Source organism: Bacteroidota bacterium (assembly GCA_016699695.1).
Taxonomy (GTDB): Bacteria; Bacteroidota; Bacteroidia; order Bacteroidales; family UBA10428; genus UBA10428.
The window spans coordinates 267979-283457 of sequence record CP065006.1; the positions used below are offsets into that span (position 1 = coordinate 267979).

General features: G+C 41.5%; 10 protein-coding genes. 2 read left to right on the top strand and 8 right to left on the bottom strand.

The window, feature by feature from the left end:
- Nucleotide 1: 1 nt before the first annotated feature.
- The 5 genes from IPM71_01195 to IPM71_01215 all read right to left on the bottom strand — a co-directional run bounded on the left by IPM71_01195 (nucleotide 2) and on the right by IPM71_01215 (nucleotide 6737).
- Nucleotides 2–1414 carry a tetratricopeptide repeat protein gene (locus tag IPM71_01195; protein QQS51366.1) on the bottom strand — a complete coding sequence of 471 codons (1413 nt, stop codon included), beginning with the start codon at nucleotides 1412–1414 and terminating at the stop codon, nucleotides 2–4.
- A gap of 173 nt (nucleotides 1415–1587) precedes the next feature.
- On the bottom strand, nucleotides 1588–2472 hold the full coding sequence (gene folD, locus IPM71_01200) for a bifunctional methylenetetrahydrofolate dehydrogenase/methenyltetrahydrofolate cyclohydrolase FolD (GenBank protein ID QQS51367.1): 885 nt from the start codon (nucleotides 2470–2472) through the stop codon (nucleotides 1588–1590).
- Between the two features lie 31 nt (nucleotides 2473–2503).
- Nucleotides 2504–3838 (bottom strand): signal recognition particle protein, encoded by a 1335-nt coding sequence (gene ffh / locus IPM71_01205; protein ID QQS51368.1) that lies wholly within the window; start codon nucleotides 3836–3838, stop codon nucleotides 2504–2506.
- Between the two features lie 52 nt (nucleotides 3839–3890).
- Nucleotides 3891–5681, bottom strand: a complete 1791-nt coding sequence (locus IPM71_01210) for an arginine--tRNA ligase (protein ID QQS51369.1) — start codon at nucleotides 5679–5681, stop codon at nucleotides 3891–3893.
- A gap of 147 nt (nucleotides 5682–5828) precedes the next feature.
- The gene (locus tag IPM71_01215) at nucleotides 5829–6737 is read right to left on the bottom strand and encodes a glycosyltransferase family 2 protein (protein QQS51370.1); all 909 of its coding nucleotides are present in this window, start codon (nucleotides 6735–6737) and stop codon (nucleotides 5829–5831) included.
- A gap of 91 nt (nucleotides 6738–6828) precedes the next feature.
- Between IPM71_01215 and IPM71_01220 the strand changes: the two genes are divergently transcribed.
- Complete coding sequence (locus IPM71_01220) at nucleotides 6829–8238, top strand: redoxin domain-containing protein (GenBank protein ID QQS51371.1); 1410 nt, start codon at nucleotides 6829–6831, stop codon at nucleotides 8236–8238.
- A 10-nt stretch (nucleotides 8239–8248) separates the two neighbouring features.
- Here IPM71_01220 and IPM71_01225 read toward each other — a convergent pair whose 3' ends face one another.
- From IPM71_01225 to IPM71_01235, 3 genes are all read right to left on the bottom strand, one after another.
- Nucleotides 8249–8464, bottom strand: a complete 216-nt coding sequence (locus tag IPM71_01225; GenBank protein ID QQS51372.1) for a hypothetical protein — start codon at nucleotides 8462–8464, stop codon at nucleotides 8249–8251.
- Nucleotides 8465–8770: 306 nt separating this feature from the next.
- On the bottom strand, nucleotides 8771–12217 hold the full coding sequence (locus IPM71_01230) for a tetratricopeptide repeat protein (GenBank protein ID QQS51373.1): 3447 nt from the start codon (nucleotides 12215–12217) through the stop codon (nucleotides 8771–8773).
- Nucleotides 12218–12279: 62 nt separating this feature from the next.
- Nucleotides 12280–14451, bottom strand: coding sequence for a T9SS type A sorting domain-containing protein (locus tag IPM71_01235; protein QQS51374.1), 2172 nt, complete (start codon nucleotides 14449–14451; stop codon nucleotides 12280–12282).
- 119 nt (nucleotides 14452–14570) lie between these two features.
- Here IPM71_01235 and IPM71_01240 point away from each other — a divergent pair, with 119 nt between their 5' ends.
- The gene (locus IPM71_01240) at nucleotides 14571–15452 is read left to right on the top strand and encodes a hypothetical protein (GenBank protein QQS51375.1); all 882 of its coding nucleotides are present in this window, start codon (nucleotides 14571–14573) and stop codon (nucleotides 15450–15452) included.
- The last annotated feature ends 27 nt before the right edge of the window (nucleotides 15453–15479 follow it).

A 15479-nucleotide genomic window follows, 5' to 3' on the forward strand; every position in this document is an offset into this window, starting at 1 on the left:
ATTAATTTTTGTACTTGATAATCAGTTCTGAAGCAAGCTTTGAAGCATATTTACCTGCAATGTTGTCCAGAAATTCTGTATGTTCTGAAAAGTTAATCTCAAGGCCTTTTTCGAAGAAAGAAAAGCCTAATTTCGATTGATTGTTTTGAAAATAATAGGTAGCCAACTGATAATTAATGGTCGAATTATCGCGATTATAAAGAATAGCTTTGTTTAAAATGCTAATGGCTCCTTTTAAGTCATTGTTATCCTTGTAACTAAGTTCAGCCCTGCAAATCCAGGCTTCGTAGTCGTTCGGATCGAGTTCCACAGCTCTGTTAAAGGCCTCGGCAGATTTTTCTAGTTCCTGGAGTTTACGATACACCTCGCCCATCATAAACCAATAATCAGAGTTTTCAGGGTCAATTTGCAATGCCCGGTTGAAGTAGGGAACACTCTCTAAAATTTGATCCTGTTGGTATGTGGCTACTCCCAGGCCATACCAGGCATCGGAAAATTGCTCGTCGAGACTGATGGCTTTTTTAAAGTAATAGACTGAGCGCTTGTAAAACTCTTGTTTCTCGTAACATTCTCCTATGTAGGTTAGGGCTTGCACATTGACAGGATCGAGTTCAAGAATTTCGAGGTAAGATTGGATAGCCTCACTGTAATCGCCAGTGTTGATGCATAAGTTGGCCCTGGATAAAAGTGCTGCCAGATTCGAAGGACTTACGCAGATTGAATAATCAAAAGCTTCGAGCGCCTTTTCGTGATTCTCTAAACTGGAATAAATTAGACCAAGGTTTAACCAGATGGTATCGTTAAACGGATCGATGTCGAGGTATTTCTTATAATACAATACGCACTTATGCAATTCATCGATTCGTTCATAAACCAAAGCCAGCTCTTGAAGCACATCGAGGTTAGCCGGATTGATTTCATAAGCCAACAACAAATACCGTATCGCTTGTTTGTAATGCCGGTTGTGAATGTAAGAAAGAGAAATATTATGCAGCACCTCATCGCGCGAATCGCTGGAAAGGGTAATTGCTTCTTTGAAGGCCTGATCAGCTTCCTGCTTTTTACCTAAAAGATTGAGTGCTGTACCTTTCACTATAAAAAATTCCGGGTTGTTGGCTTCGAGATGCTCAATATCCCTTATAATTCTGATGCCCTTGGCAGGTTTTCCACTGTTAATGAGCAACTGCGACAAACGAAACTTCAATTCAACTGCCTCGGGATGCTGACTTAGCGCAATTCCCAATGCATCTTCGGCCATGCTAAAATGATTCTGATCGAGGTAATAATCGACAATTACTTCAAACTCATACACATCAAAATACGTAGTGGCATTGGCGCGCACCATGTCTTCGTATCGGCTTATAGCCTGGTAGATGCTATCTTCTTCGAAATAATGTTCCTGACTTTCTTGCATGTGCACTATATAACGAAAACTAAATTAATCAAACTAATGATTGGAGCAAGTAGGTGTTTTCAACAAAGCGAATGATGTTTGAGCAAAATACCTGATCCATAAATGGTTCTAATGGTTAATAATTATTTAGAAGAAAAATACTATTTTATAATGATTGCCTAAATGTTTGTCCTTTAATTATTTGCTATCTTGTTGCGAGCAGCTTTTAGTGTGTTAAGCAATAGAGACACAATGGTCATGGGGCCTACCCCACCCGGCACTGGAGTAATGTAACTACATCGTGGAGCCACTGTATCAAAATCAACGTCGCCTTTCAGTTTCCAACCACTTTTTGTTTCGGGTGCAGCCACACGGGTAGTGCCTACATCAATCACCACAGCACCTTCTTTCACCATTTCAGCGGTTAAAAAACCCGGACTGCCCAAGGCTGCTATTATAATATCAGCCTGAAGGCATATTTCTTTAATGTTATTTGTGCGACTGTGCACTACTGTCACAGTCGCATCGCCCAATTCGGCCTTTTGCGACAACAATATACTTACCGGGCGCCCCACAATGTTGCTTCTGCCAATCACCACGCAATGTTTTCCGGAGGTAGCAATCTGGTAGCGTTTTAATAACTCCATAATTCCTGCCGGTGTAGCTGAAACGAATGAAGGTAAGCCGATCGACATTTTGCCAACATTCACAGGATGAAAGCCATCGACATCTTTCGAAGGATCAATTGCTTCGATGACCTTTTGTTCTGAGATGTGTTTGGGAAGAGGCAGCTGAACGATAAAACCATCGATATCTGGAGTTTCATTCAATTCATTCACCTTATCAAGCAATTCCTTTTCACTAACTGTGTCTTCGAAACGAACCAGGGTAGACCGAAAACCAACCTGTTCGCAGGCTTTTACCTTATGTGCCACATAAGTTTCACTACCTCCATCGTGCCCCACCAGGATGGCTGCCAAATGAGGTGTTTTCCCGCCTGTGGCCCTCAGGTTTTCTACCGATTGTGCAATTTCTTCTTTTATTTCCTGAGCAACCTTTTTACCGTCAATTATTTGCATAAAATATGTATTCGTGTGTATTCAGAAAATACTATCGGCCCATTTTACCCATGGCACCCATCATACGTCCCATATTTTTATTTCCCTGCATCATTTTCATGAGTTTACGGGTTTCGTCAAATTGCTTTAACAAGCGGTTCACATCCTGTATTGAGGTTCCGCTGCCTTCGGCAATACGTTTGCGCCGTCCACCATTCATAACTGCAGGTTCTTCTCTTTCTAATGGGGTCATGGAAGAAATAATGGCTTCAATGCCCTTGAATGCATCGTCGTCTATGTCGAGGTTTTTGAGTGCTTTGCCAACCCCTGGTATCATAGAAGCCAGTTCTTTCATGTTACCCATTTTTTTAATCTGCTGAATCTGGGCTATAAAATCATTGAAGTTAAACTGGTTCTTGGCTATTTTCTTCTGAAGCTTGCGGGCTTCGTCTGCATCAAATTGTTCCTGTGCCCTTTCTACCAACGATACAATATCGCCCATGCCGAGTATGCGGTCGGCCATTCGTTCGGGATGGAAGAGTTCAATGGCCTCCATCTTTTCGCCTGTACTGATAAACTTAATGGGTTTCTCCACCACCGTGCGTATCGACAAGGCAGCACCACCGCGGGTATCGCCATCGAGCTTGGTTAATACTACTCCATCGAAATCGAGGGTATCGTTAAACTCCTTGGCTGTATTCACTGCATCCTGGCCGGTCATGGAGTCGACCACAAACAATATTTCGTTGGGTGTAACTGCTTTTTTAATGGCTGCAATTTCTTTCATCATAGCCTCATCGATAGCCAAACGACCAGCGGTATCAATTACCACCAGATCGAGACCCATCTTTTTAGCCTCTTTGATACCAGCTTTAGCAATTTCGACAGGATTCTGGTTACCAAGTTCTGTATAGACCGGCACACCAATCTGTTGCCCAAGAACCTGCAGCTGATTAATCGCAGCAGGACGATACACATCGCAAGCGACCAACAATGGCGACTTTCCTCTCTTTTCCTTTAAATATTTCGAGAGCTTTCCTGCAAAGGTTGTTTTTCCCGAACCTTGTAAACCGGAGAGCAATATTACTGCCGGGTTTCCTTTGATATTCACATCGACATGACTACCACCCATGAGCACAGCTAACTCGTCGTGTACCACCTTCACCATCATTTGGCCCGGTTTCACGGCTGTTAATATCTTAGCTCCCAACGCCTTTTCTTTTACGGTGTCGGTAAAGTTTTTGGCTACTTTAAAGTTCACATCGGCATCAAGCAGAGCCTTGCGAACTTCTTTCAGAGTTTCAGCCACATTAATCTCAGTAATACGACCCTGACCTTTTAGTATTTTAAACGAACGTTCTAATTTTTCCGATAAACTATCAAACATATCTTTTTTCTTTTCGATGCAAAAATAACAATATTTCTCATGGCTGGTTTCACTACATACGCTCCGGCACCTCGATACCTAGTAATTCCATTGCATTGTGCACGGTATGGGCCACCATATTGGAAAGAACCAGGCGCAGGTTTCTGATTTCTTCCGAAGTTTCTTTTAATATGGGGTGATCGTGATAAAACTGGTTATACTCTTTTACAAGCTCGTACACATAATTGGCAATGATTGCCGGACTATAGCTGTAGGCAGCTTCAGAGAGGATTACAGGAAAATCGTGCAAAGATTTGATTACCGTTTTTTCCTTGTCGCTGAGCACTATGCCGGTGTTTATTGGTGAAAAGGGAAATAATCCATCGGCCTCTGCTTTGCGCAATACCGATTGAATACGGGCATAGGTATATTGAATAAAAGGCCCTGTGTGCCCATTAAAGTCAATCGATTCTTTTGGATTAAAGGTCATGTTCTTGGTGGGATCGACCTTGAGAATATAATATTTTAGTGCCCCTAAGCCCACAATACGGCATACTTCATTTTTATCAACCTCAGACAGACCATCGAGTTTGCCAAGCTCTCTGGACATTTCGGTGGCGGTTTCAATCATCTCATCCATCAGATCGTCGGCGTCGACTACAGTACCTTCGCGCGATTTCATTTTTCCTTCGGGCAATTCCACCATGCCATAAGAAAGATGAAACAGACCGCGAGCCCAATTAAATCCGAGTTTATCGAGTATGAGTGCTAACACTTTAAAATGGTAGTTTTGCTCGTTGCCCACCACATACACCATTTTGTCGGGCTTATAGTCGTTTTGGCGCAATTGTGCGGTGCCAATATCCTGGGTCATGTATACCGAAGTACCATCGCTCCGAAGCAAGACTTTTTTATCCAGACCATCGTCAGTTAAGTCAGCCCAAACCGAGTTATCGGCCTCCTGCACCAAAACACCTTTTTTCAAGCCTTCGAGCACTGTATCGCGACCTACCAGGTAGGTGTCTGACTCGTAATAGATTTTATCGAAACTGATTCCCAAGCGTTTATAGGTCACGTCGAAACCATCATAAACCCATCCGTTCATGGTCGACCAAAGTTCTAGCACATCGGGTTTACGGGCTTCCCATGCTCGTAGCATTTCCTGCGCCTCCTTCATCAGTGGTGCTTCTTTAGCGGCTTCTTCTTCCGACATACCGGCACCTACAAGGTCTTTTATCTGCTTTTTATACTCTTGATCAAATTTTACATAATAATTTCCAACCAGCTTATCGCCCTTAATACTGGCCGATGGTTGCTCGCCATTACCCCACTTTTGCCAGGCAAGCATGGATTTACAAATATGAATACCCCGGTCGTTCACGATGTTGGTGCTTATGACTTTCTTTCCGCTGGCAGCCAGAATGCGACATACAGAATTACCTAAGAGGTTATTCCGGACATGACCCAAATGAAGTGGCTTATTTGTATTGGGTGATGAATACTCCACCATCACCGTTTCGGAAGTGTCTGTGGGCTGTGCAATTCCAAACTCAGGATTGTTTTTTATGCTATCGAGATAGCTTAGGTAAAACGAATCGTTTACAACCAGGTTTAAAAATCCTTTAACTGTATTAAATCCGCTTATTAATCCTGAATGTTGCTGAAGGTATTCGCCTATTTGCCGGCAAGTTTCTTCCGGTGATTTTTTGGAGAGTTTTAATAAAGGAAACACAACCAGAGTTAAATCGCCAGTGAACTCTTTTCGTGTTTTTTGAATCTGAATAAGCTGATTGCTGACTTGTGCATCATAAATTTGAGCCAGGGCAAGTGAAACGGATTGCTGAATTTTTTCGGTTAAGTTCATGAAAACTAATCTATTGCAAATTTAAGGCGAAAAATGGCTACAAAGATAATAGTTCCGATGAGAAAACGGTCTCGAATTGCAATTCGCAGGCAGGAATCTGTGCAATTAAAAATGGAATTATTGTATGCTGAACTTAAACCCTTTGACCTACTTATGGTGGTGTGCCCTTATAGAACACAGGTAACCAAGCTTATAGAAATCGAGCACCAGCAAGTTGGGATTACTACCAAGAAGATTTTTCCTAAGTTTATGCTCATAGCGGTTATAGACATACTCAATCAGTCCAGATAACCCAATACGGTCAATGGTGCTGTAAAAAGACAAAATGGCAACATCTTTTATGAGCTTCTTTTCGCTGCCATTCATACTAAGAATGCGAATCAGGTTCTTTATACCTTCTCTGGTTTTCATAAGAAATATTTCGTTCGATTCGAGACCCTCGTGTACAACCGGGTTGTCGATGTGCAATATTCTTATATTGTGTTTCTGAAGCTCGTAACCAAACAGAGTATCTTCATGCCCATATCCTGTAATATCTTCATTAAAGCCAATGCTGAGAAATAGTTCCTTGTTAATGAGGAAGTTGTTGGAATGGAAAGATTTGTTGGGTTCGATGTTCCGATACTTTGCAGGGCATTGTTCTCTTTTATGCCCATATTTCCAATGCAATATAAAATTCTCTGACGGTGATAATCTGGGTTGATATTCTGTTCCTCCATGAACCATTTTATGGTAAGGTATCTGCTCGAGGTAAAAATGAATATAGTTGGTGCCAGGTATCTGCGAATCGCAATCGATAAAAAGCAAATAATCAAATTTCGCCAATCGGGCTAGTTTGTTTCGTATTTTCGAGCGCCCCAAATTACTTTCTTCTTCGGAATAGAAAACTCCATTTAATAGGGCCAGCTCGCGGTTAATTTCTTTAAAACTCAATTCCGAGGCATCGTCAACCAAAATAATCTCATAAGACACCCCAGCTTTTAACAGCTGCTGTTGCAGGCTTTTAGTTAACCTACGGACATCGTAATTGTATACCGGAATCAATACAGAAAGCATAGAGTATTATGTGTTTTTCAATTAACGTTTGATACTGACTATTATTATTGAGGAATAAAAAAGTATTTTAGCATCTTATACCTGTTTGGCCATGAAAAGGTTTTTTCGATTTGTTTTTATACTGATATTTTTGTTTGCCGCCATCGGTAAAAACAATGCTGGCACCATAGTGTTGACGGACTCTAGCTTGCAATTTAAACAAGTTAGTCTGGCCGGAACTTTTGCCGATGACCTTATCCATTATAAAAACCTTAGCGCCGACGAGAGTGGCCGGGTAGTATTTATTACCGATAGCCTTGTTTCCGGTATATATTACCTGATCTATCCCGACTCGTCGAGTATTGAATTTTTATTTGACCAAACTTTTGAAGAAAAAATTCATTTTAAAAACTCCAAAGAACAAGGAATTCAATTAATCACTAGTCCATCTCCGGTGATGGAATACCATCAGTATAATACACAGATGGTCGTATTGTCAATAAGACTCGATTCAATAAGAATACTACTAAAACAAGTTGATTTGAAAAGCAGGGAACAACAAAACTTGCTGGAAGAGCGCGATAGGATTTATGATTGGATCGATGTCTTATTAAAAGAAATGGCTAAAGAGGGCTCCAGTGAGTTTCTGCGCGCCTTTTTTAAAACAAAACTCGTAGTGGAAATCCCTGATTTTGATTTGCATGATTACAAAGGCGATAAAGATTCGCTATTGTGGGTCATGCAAAGAGAATATTATACCAAACATTTTCTGGATCGACTTGACCTTGCCGATTACCGTTTGCTGCATACTCCCGCCTACACCTCCATGGTAAATGAATACCTCGATAAAGTTTTGCCACAACAAATAGAAATATTGACACAAACTGTAAACAGAATGATTGAATCTGCCAGTAGGTCTGAAAATACCTATGCCTTTCTTTCCCAATATCTGCTAAAAAAATATAGCCTATTAAAGAATACCGAACCCTACGAATCTGTTTACCTCTATTTGATTGAACAATATTTTTTGCAGAAGACACATCCTTCTGCAACCAACAACGATGTGCTTTTACTCACAAAAGAACACAACAGCAGAAAACCTCTGCTAATTGGTCAGCCTGCTCCCACACTGAAACTTTCGGACGAAAATGGAAAAGTTATAGACACCGACTCAATCCAATCAAAATACCTGCTACTCTACTTTTACCAGACTGATTGTGAACTTTGCCAGCAAACAACTCCTCAGATGAAGAAACTCTCGTGGTTGAATAAAAATGACTCCCTCACTGTGGTTTCTGTTTGCATGGGAACCAACAACGAAAGCTGCAAAAACTATATTCAAAAAAATGGATTAACAAATTGGGTTAACCTGATGGACGAAAATCAAATTCACCTTATTGCCAATAGCTACAATCTTCGTTATACGCCATGCCTGTACCTGCTCGATAGCGAAAAGAAAATAAGAGCGAAAAACATCACGGTACAACAATTGGAAGATATTCTCGAAGAATCGGAAAGGTAGTTATTTGAAGCTACTGCTCTTTCGTTTTCAGGTCTTCCTTAATAAGCACCGTGGTAATAAATAAAATCACAGCGGCAGCTACAAAAACAATCAGCATTGAAGATAACACTTTCGAAAGCACTTCCTGCAGGTCAATAATTTCCCAAATTCCGAGTATAGCTACACTGGTAAAAATAAGAATCAGTGCTACCAGCACTATTCCTGTAATTTTGCGAACATTATTCATGCGAATATTATTTAAATTGATTAGCCTCTATTATGCCAGTTACAAGCTTATTTAATATTATGCCCACGCTTACCCCTCTTTCCCCTAAAGGGGCTGACCCCGCGCTGTTTCCACTAGGGAAGTAAAAAGAGTCTGTTAGCAAAAAGGAACAAATGCTTGAACATTAATATTAATACAAGCTTTATCTATCTTTCTGGTATAATAATGCATATTCAATTATTTAATTAGTTAGGACGAATAAGCAGTAAAAAAAGTTACAGAACTCAATCGATCCGAAAAGAAGAAAAACCATAAACCCCAAAAGGCCTATTTTTTAATTTCTGTAAAACTCTCTCCTTCACGTGGTTTAACCTGCGAGTTAAAATACATGTCGTTAATGGCTTTTCCATTGAAGGTATACTCTGCCCCTCCCCATTTAAAGCGCACCTCGACAAACTCTTTCACTTCGCCTGATCGAATAATAACATATCGGGTAGTGCTGCTGGTGTTATCGGAATAGGTTTCTTTTGTTACGCCTTCGCTATACTTTTGTTTGAGTTGCTCGAGGTACTTATCGCGTTCGCTGTCGCTACTGAATTTAGTTTGAGCTTTATCGCCTGAAGAAGAGGTAGAAGAATTTGATTGTGCATTCGCACTAGCAACTGGAGCCACCGCTACTGGTGCCACATTTGTTTTGCTTCCCTCCGACTTTGCCATGGATGCACGCACAGCTTCATCAATTTTACGTATTTGATTGCGGGGATATTCCTGTCCGGGAATAAGTTCTAAAGCACTGTAATAGCTTTGTCTGGCTTTGCTCAGTTCTCCGGCCGAATAAAATTTGTCACCGCTACCTATCAGGGCATTGTACTGTTCTTGCTTGGATTTTTGTTTATTGCCTTCCTCTGCTTCCTGATTGGCAATCTGGTCGATTCTTTGTATTTGCGAAAGGGCTATAGCATCACCTGGTTTGTAATTGAGTGCATCCTGGTAACCAATTTTAGCGTTGGCATAATCGCGTGCTTTAAAGTAGGAGTCGGCTTTTGACATGCTTTCTTTGTACTTTGTTTCTGCCTCGCGCATGCGGGCATCTGCCAACTGCTGCTCTGCAACAAGCTGATTTATTTTTTCTATTTGCTGCGCAGGATATACTTCTGAAGGTTTTATTTGTCGTGCTTTGTTGTATTCGGTAGTAGCAAAAGAATACGATTTTTCGTTAAAATACCTGTCGGCCAGGCTGATAGTCATGTTGTATTGGTTTTCGATTTCCTGCTGCTCTGTTTTCTGGCGCGAACGTTCGGTTTGCAATGCACTAATCTCGTTCAGCTTTTGCTGCGGATAGGTTTGCTCCGGCATTAAAGCCAATGCCCTGTTGTAGTTTTGCACAGCCATTTCGTAGTTCTGACTGGCAAATTGCTGGTCTGCCTCTGCTACCAATTTATTGTAGTTCTCGACTAATTGCTCGCGCGAAGCATCTGAAATCATTTTATTGATTTCGTTAATCCTTTGCTGAGGGTATGTTTTTTCTGGCATTACTTGCTGGGCTTGTCCAAAAAGGTTTTTGGCCAGATCATAATTTTTATTGGTGGTTTCTTTCTCAGCTTGGGCTACCAACTCGTTGTAACGGGTTTCTATTGCATTTTTCGATTCATTCGAAATCATTTGATTGATCTCGTTGATGCGCTTTTGCGGATAAGGATTTTCTGGCATAACCAGCATGGCTTGGTTATAAAGTGTTTTTGCCTGTTCGTAGTTTTTTTGATCAACCTGTTGCTCGGCTTGTTGCGCCAGTTCGCTGTATTTCGCCTGCTGGGAAAGCTTAGCCTGCTCGTTGATTTTCTGATTTATTTCGTTTAGTTTTTGAGCTGGATAAGTTTTCTCTGGCATCACCGTTTGTGCCTGGGAGTATTTCGATCTGGCTCCTTCCCAGTTTTGCTGGCCGAAAAGCTGATCGCCTTCTGTGACTATTTTAATATACTCTGCCTCTTTGGAAAGTCCGGCGAGAAGATTCTCAATGGTTGCAAGCTGGTTGCGTGGGTAAGTCTCTGCAGGATAGAGCTGCGATGCCTCCTGGTATTTTACTTTGCTGCTTTCGTAATTTTTAGCTTGAAACATTCCGTCACCTTCTTGTACAAGTTGATTATAGCGGGCACGTACTTCCTGGTCTTCTTTTTCACGTTTCTTTTGTTCCGCTAAAAGCTTTTCACTTTCAGCCAGCTTACTTAAGGCCTGAGTATCGTTTGGCTTCGAAAGCAAGGCTTGCTGAAATGCTGTAATGGCTCCGGGATAATCTTTCTGCAATTTCTTCGACTCGCCCAAAGCCATATCCTGGGTGTATTGCTTCTCGACAGCAGCTTTTTGTGCCTGTTGTGCCTCAACAATCAGGTTTTTTATTTTGCCAATCTGCTGCTGGGCATAGGGATCGGCAGGTTTGAAGGAAAGCGCCTGCTCATAAGCTGCGCTTGCTTCGTTGTATTTCGATTGAGCGAACAATGCATTGCCGCTGGCAATAGCTTCGTTGTATTTACGCTCAATTTCAGCTTTCTGATCTGCCTGAATTTTTTGTTGTTTCTGAACTTCGAGTTTCTGGGCTTCGGCAAGTTTTTGACGTGGTAAGGTTTCGTTTGGCTTTAAGGCCATCGCGGCCTTATAATGCTCCTGGGCTTTAAGGTAATCGGTTTGTGCCATCGAGGCATTGGCGTTGGCTAGAGCATCGTCATAGGCCTTATTAATACGCTCCTGCTCTGCCAGATCTTGCTGCTGCTTTTTAAGTGCCTGCTGCGATTCGGCAACTTTCTGACTGGCCAGCAGGTCACCCGGTTTGGCAGCAGAGGCCTTCTCAAACATTTGCTGTGCAAGCGGGTAATTCTTCGCCGCCAACGCAGCATTGCCCTGCTTCATAAAATCGTTGTAGGCTTCATTTGTAGCTTGCTGCTTCTGAAGCTCAGCCTGCTGTTGAGCGGCCTGATTGTTAATTTCGTTGATTTTCTGCTGAGGATAGCCTGCGGCAGGGTTAATTTTTTGAGCCTCGACATAACGCTGTTTGGCTGCAACAGGATTATTTTGTGCCAAAAACTGATCGCCTTCTTTAATAAGCTGATCGTACCGTGCACTTGTCGATTGCTGGGTGGTGATATTTTTCTGTGCCTGAGCTATCTGGCGCTTCACACCCGCATCGTTCGGATAAACTTTTAAGGCTTCCTGGTAGAGTTTAATGGATTCTTCGAAATTACCCTCGTTAAACGCTTTGTCGGCAGCAAGTTTTTCTTCCTGAAATTTATCTTGCTTACACTTTTCTATACCCTGATAAGCCGATGCAAAGCGCGATTGCATTTTATCGGCATAGGCCTTGTCGGAAACAAAATTCCCAAAACCGGCATCGTATTGAATAAAATCGACCGGCTCAGAAAAAACCGATACATCGGCTCCATCACAATTTTCAACCAGCGACATGGCAAATTCCTTGCGAAGGTTTCTTTGAAACTCCGGCGATACCTCTGTTTTAAAATCGATTCGCTTCTGAATCATTCCCTGTTTGGTCACCACAATTTTATAGTCCTTGCCGAAATCGAGGTTAAAACTGATTATACCTTTAGCATCGGAAGTGGCTGTTTTTACTTTGGTTCCATTCTCAAACAATTCGGCCCTTGCCGCATCGATCGGACTGCCTGTGGCGCTTTCAACAAAACAGACGACTTCGAGAGAATTTGTCTGGGCAAAACTATGGATAGAGTAAAAAATCAAAAATAGAAGGGGTAAAAATATCTTATTCATTGCAAAAGCTTGTCGATTTATGCGATAAGTTACGAAAAAGTAAAAAATATGTTGTTACATTTTTATTGAACTAATAATTTCTGCACAGCCAGCTGCTTATTGTCTTGTATTACAGACAATACATACACTCCTGCCGGCAGATTGTGTTCGACAGGTATATTGGGTTCCGGATTATACCAATCCTGGTGGTAAACTGGTCTGCCACCGATGTCATGAATTCTCACGCTCACTTTACCGCTTACTTCGGTTTTAAAAAGAATTTGTAATTGCTGTGAGGATGGATTGGGGTACAAGAGAATGGGACTCGTAAAGGAGGTATCAGGCAATACACCTTTCACAGGTAAAAAATCGAATGCCAACATTTCAATGGCTAGTTTGGCCGGATAAGCTTGACCATCGCGTTGAAGCATTTGCCAATTACCATCGAAATATGTAAATGCAGAATTATTTTCGTTGAGGGCAGGTACTACTTTTACCGCAAAAGTGTCTGCCTCATAAGCTATACGGTAACCAAAATAAAAGGTGTTCTTCACTAAAATAGTGGAATCAAAATCGAGGAATAGGGTATCTAAAGCCTCCAGATCAGCAATAAGAATTGCTTTTTCATACAAGATACTGCCAGGGTTTAAATTGTCTTGCCACAGAGTAAACATTACTTTCTGAGTTGTATCCGAAGAATACACCTTAGCAAGCTGAATATTTGCCCCGTAAAGGTATTTACTGCCATTAATTGCAAAACGTTCTGCAAAAATTGAGTCTAGCAAATAATTATGTCCGGAAACATAACCCCAGCCCAGTTCCTGAAGCACCAGCTCAGTTGAATCGTGCGGCAAAATATTCGTAATTATTTCTGCTGTTTCTCTAAATTTCGACGATGGATCGTATCCAACACAGGTTAACACATTCAAATTCTTTGGGTCGAGCCAGGCCTTTAGCTGCGCATGGGCCGGGGCGTAATCGTTATATGCCCTGGAGAATTTCTGGTAATAATCCGTAATCGGATCTGAACAGGTTTCGCCTCCGCCCGTTAAGGTTCCAATCAGTAAAAGTTCGGACGAAATAAGGCCTGCACCTGAACTCCCATTTTCCGAACTTCCTTTTTCGTAATCATTCACCAGCCAGTGTGCGGCCGGGTTAAACCCGGTAAAAGTTGATGTGACGATGGCATCCTCGTCTATTGAAACCTTCTTAATGTCACCCTGTGGATGATGCAGGACAAAATTGCCGGTTGAAGCCACACCCCTTGCATCCCAACCCGAATAATAAACCTTGTAATCAGGCGGAAGCTTTTCACTTAAGCGCAGTAACAAAAAATCGAGGCTATCGGGAAATACACCATAAAAACCTGCACTTACAATACTTGCACCAGAAACCGATTGCAAGGGCACATCTTCGTTTTCGCAGGTAGGACTTTCGTAATTGAAATCGAATACCGCATTGTTGGCTGTATATTCACTACTGAAGCAATGGGCAGCAGTAAGCACATAGGGTGTTTCGTCGCGGTCGAGATTATTCAGCAAGGTGCCTGTGCAGCGGCGCGATCCCTGGTAAATAATGCGGCAAACCGCTCTTTTCTGCAATTGAATAGCAAACCCAGTTTCGCAATTAACATTAAGGTGACAATCGGCCGACCGGCCAAACCACTGATCGGAAGTACTCTTGGGCACAATGTCAGTTTGTGGTTCAACTCCTATTCTGCCTAGTTCAAACAAGCCAAATTTGTTTGCATAGAGAGGAACCTGCAATTCGAGGTAAACTTCAGAAGCTTCGATAAGCGTGGTAGAGAGGCTCTTCCATGGTTTATTGTTCAGGTGTGTAAACGCGCCCAGTATTTTCGATTGCGATGCATTGTAAATAAAAAGTCTGCACCCGGGTATTAACTCGTACTGACTGAATAGAAAGTTATAGGAGCGTGCATTTTCGGCCTTTATCTTCAATAACCAAACTCTTTTATTCTGTTCTGCAAAATCAATCCACACACCGAAATCCTCTGTATTCACCGATACATCCACGGTTGCAGCAAATTGGTCGGTCTTAAAATCGACTTCAAGTGCCTTTTTCTTTTCGGAAATAGGAAGGGCTTGCACAGAAATCTCAAGAACCGGAACAAACAAGGTATCGGCAATCGGTTTGTAGAACGGGTGACCTCCATGACTTACCTGACCCAGAAGTTGGTTCTGGGTAGTGATGCACAAAATACTTAAAAAGCTGATAATAACTGCGAAATGTTTCATGAACAGAATTCGATAATTGAAGTGGCGACTAAATTAGTAATGATTTAGGTATTATATTCGCTTGGTATAAAATATAAAGTTTGTAAATGAAGTACTGCTATGCATTAATTCTGGCAACAATGTGCTTATTTCAAGTCCTTGCGCAGCAAACTGAACTTGATAATAAAAGCATTGGTTACCTTGGCTTCGATTACGCATCGAATACCAATACCTTTGGGGTAACGGTGAATGAAGTAAAGCAACCCAGCTTTCTTTTCTCAGGTAGTTATTTATCGAAATACAATTTCGATTTGAATTATTCCTATTTTCTTACCGACAATGCAGACTCAAACTACTCCAAACCAGCTGAAGAACATAACCTGGGATTAGGATACAACCTTCAGCTTACGGAGCGAATAAGTATTTATCCGAGCTACACCCACTTAATTCATAGTAAAAACTCCTATGCGCTCAAATCTATTTTTAACGACATTGCTCAAACCGACCTTTTTTACAACACAAACTATTACTCCTCTGCATTAACATTGAGCTATTTATGGGGCCAGAACAACATGTTTTATGGCTCGTGGTACAATGCTGCGGAAATTACCTTCGAAAAGTTTTTACACCCCAAAGCCATGCTTAATCTTCAGCTTGGCATGGGGATCAATTACAGCGATAACAACTATTATAATAAGGTGCTTTACGACAATTGGGGCTATGAGGATTTTACCAGCTGGATCAGGCAAAATTATCCGAGAAGAGCCGAGATATTAATAGAACGTATTGGCATAGAGGGTTTTGATATTATAAAAAATTATATATATACACAAAACGAATCGCTGTTTACTCCTGATTATACTTTTACAACCCTCGATTTCATGCTTCCTGCATATTATTATCTCAACGATATAAGTTTTTCATTTACAGTGTATTTACATATGCCAATTAGCGAGAATGCCCTCTATGAACAATATACCTCGCTTATGTTTATGGCGGGTATTGGTTATATAATCCAGTAAACCCATTCTGGTGAACCTCGAAAGCTG

Excerpts from the sequence above, each read along its gene's own strand:
- folD (QQS51367.1), bottom strand. The coding sequence starts at position 2,472 with ATGCAAATAATTGACGGTAAAAAGGTTGCTCAGGAAATAAAAGAAGAA.
- IPM71_01235 (QQS51374.1), bottom strand. The coding sequence starts at position 14,451 with ATGAAACATTTCGCAGTTATTATCAGCTTTTTAAGTATTTTGTGCATC.
- IPM71_01230 (QQS51373.1), bottom strand. The coding sequence starts at position 12,217 with ATGAATAAGATATTTTTACCCCTTCTATTTTTGATTTTTTACTCTATC.
- IPM71_01210 (QQS51369.1), bottom strand. The coding sequence starts at position 5,681 with ATGAACTTAACCGAAAAAATTCAGCAATCCGTTTCACTTGCCCTGGCT.
- IPM71_01225 (QQS51372.1), bottom strand. The coding sequence starts at position 8,464 with ATGAATAATGTTCGCAAAATTACAGGAATAGTGCTGGTAGCACTGATT.
- IPM71_01215 (QQS51370.1), bottom strand. The coding sequence starts at position 6,737 with ATGCTTTCTGTATTGATTCCGGTATACAATTACGATGTCCGTAGGTTA.
- IPM71_01240 (QQS51375.1), top strand. The coding sequence starts at position 14,571 with ATGTGCTTATTTCAAGTCCTTGCGCAGCAAACTGAACTTGATAATAAA.
- IPM71_01195 (QQS51366.1), bottom strand. The coding sequence starts at position 1,414 with ATGCAAGAAAGTCAGGAACATTATTTCGAAGAAGATAGCATCTACCAG.
- IPM71_01220 (QQS51371.1), top strand. The coding sequence starts at position 6,829 with ATGAAAAGGTTTTTTCGATTTGTTTTTATACTGATATTTTTGTTTGCC.
- ffh (QQS51368.1), bottom strand. The coding sequence starts at position 3,838 with ATGTTTGATAGTTTATCGGAAAAATTAGAACGTTCGTTTAAAATACTA.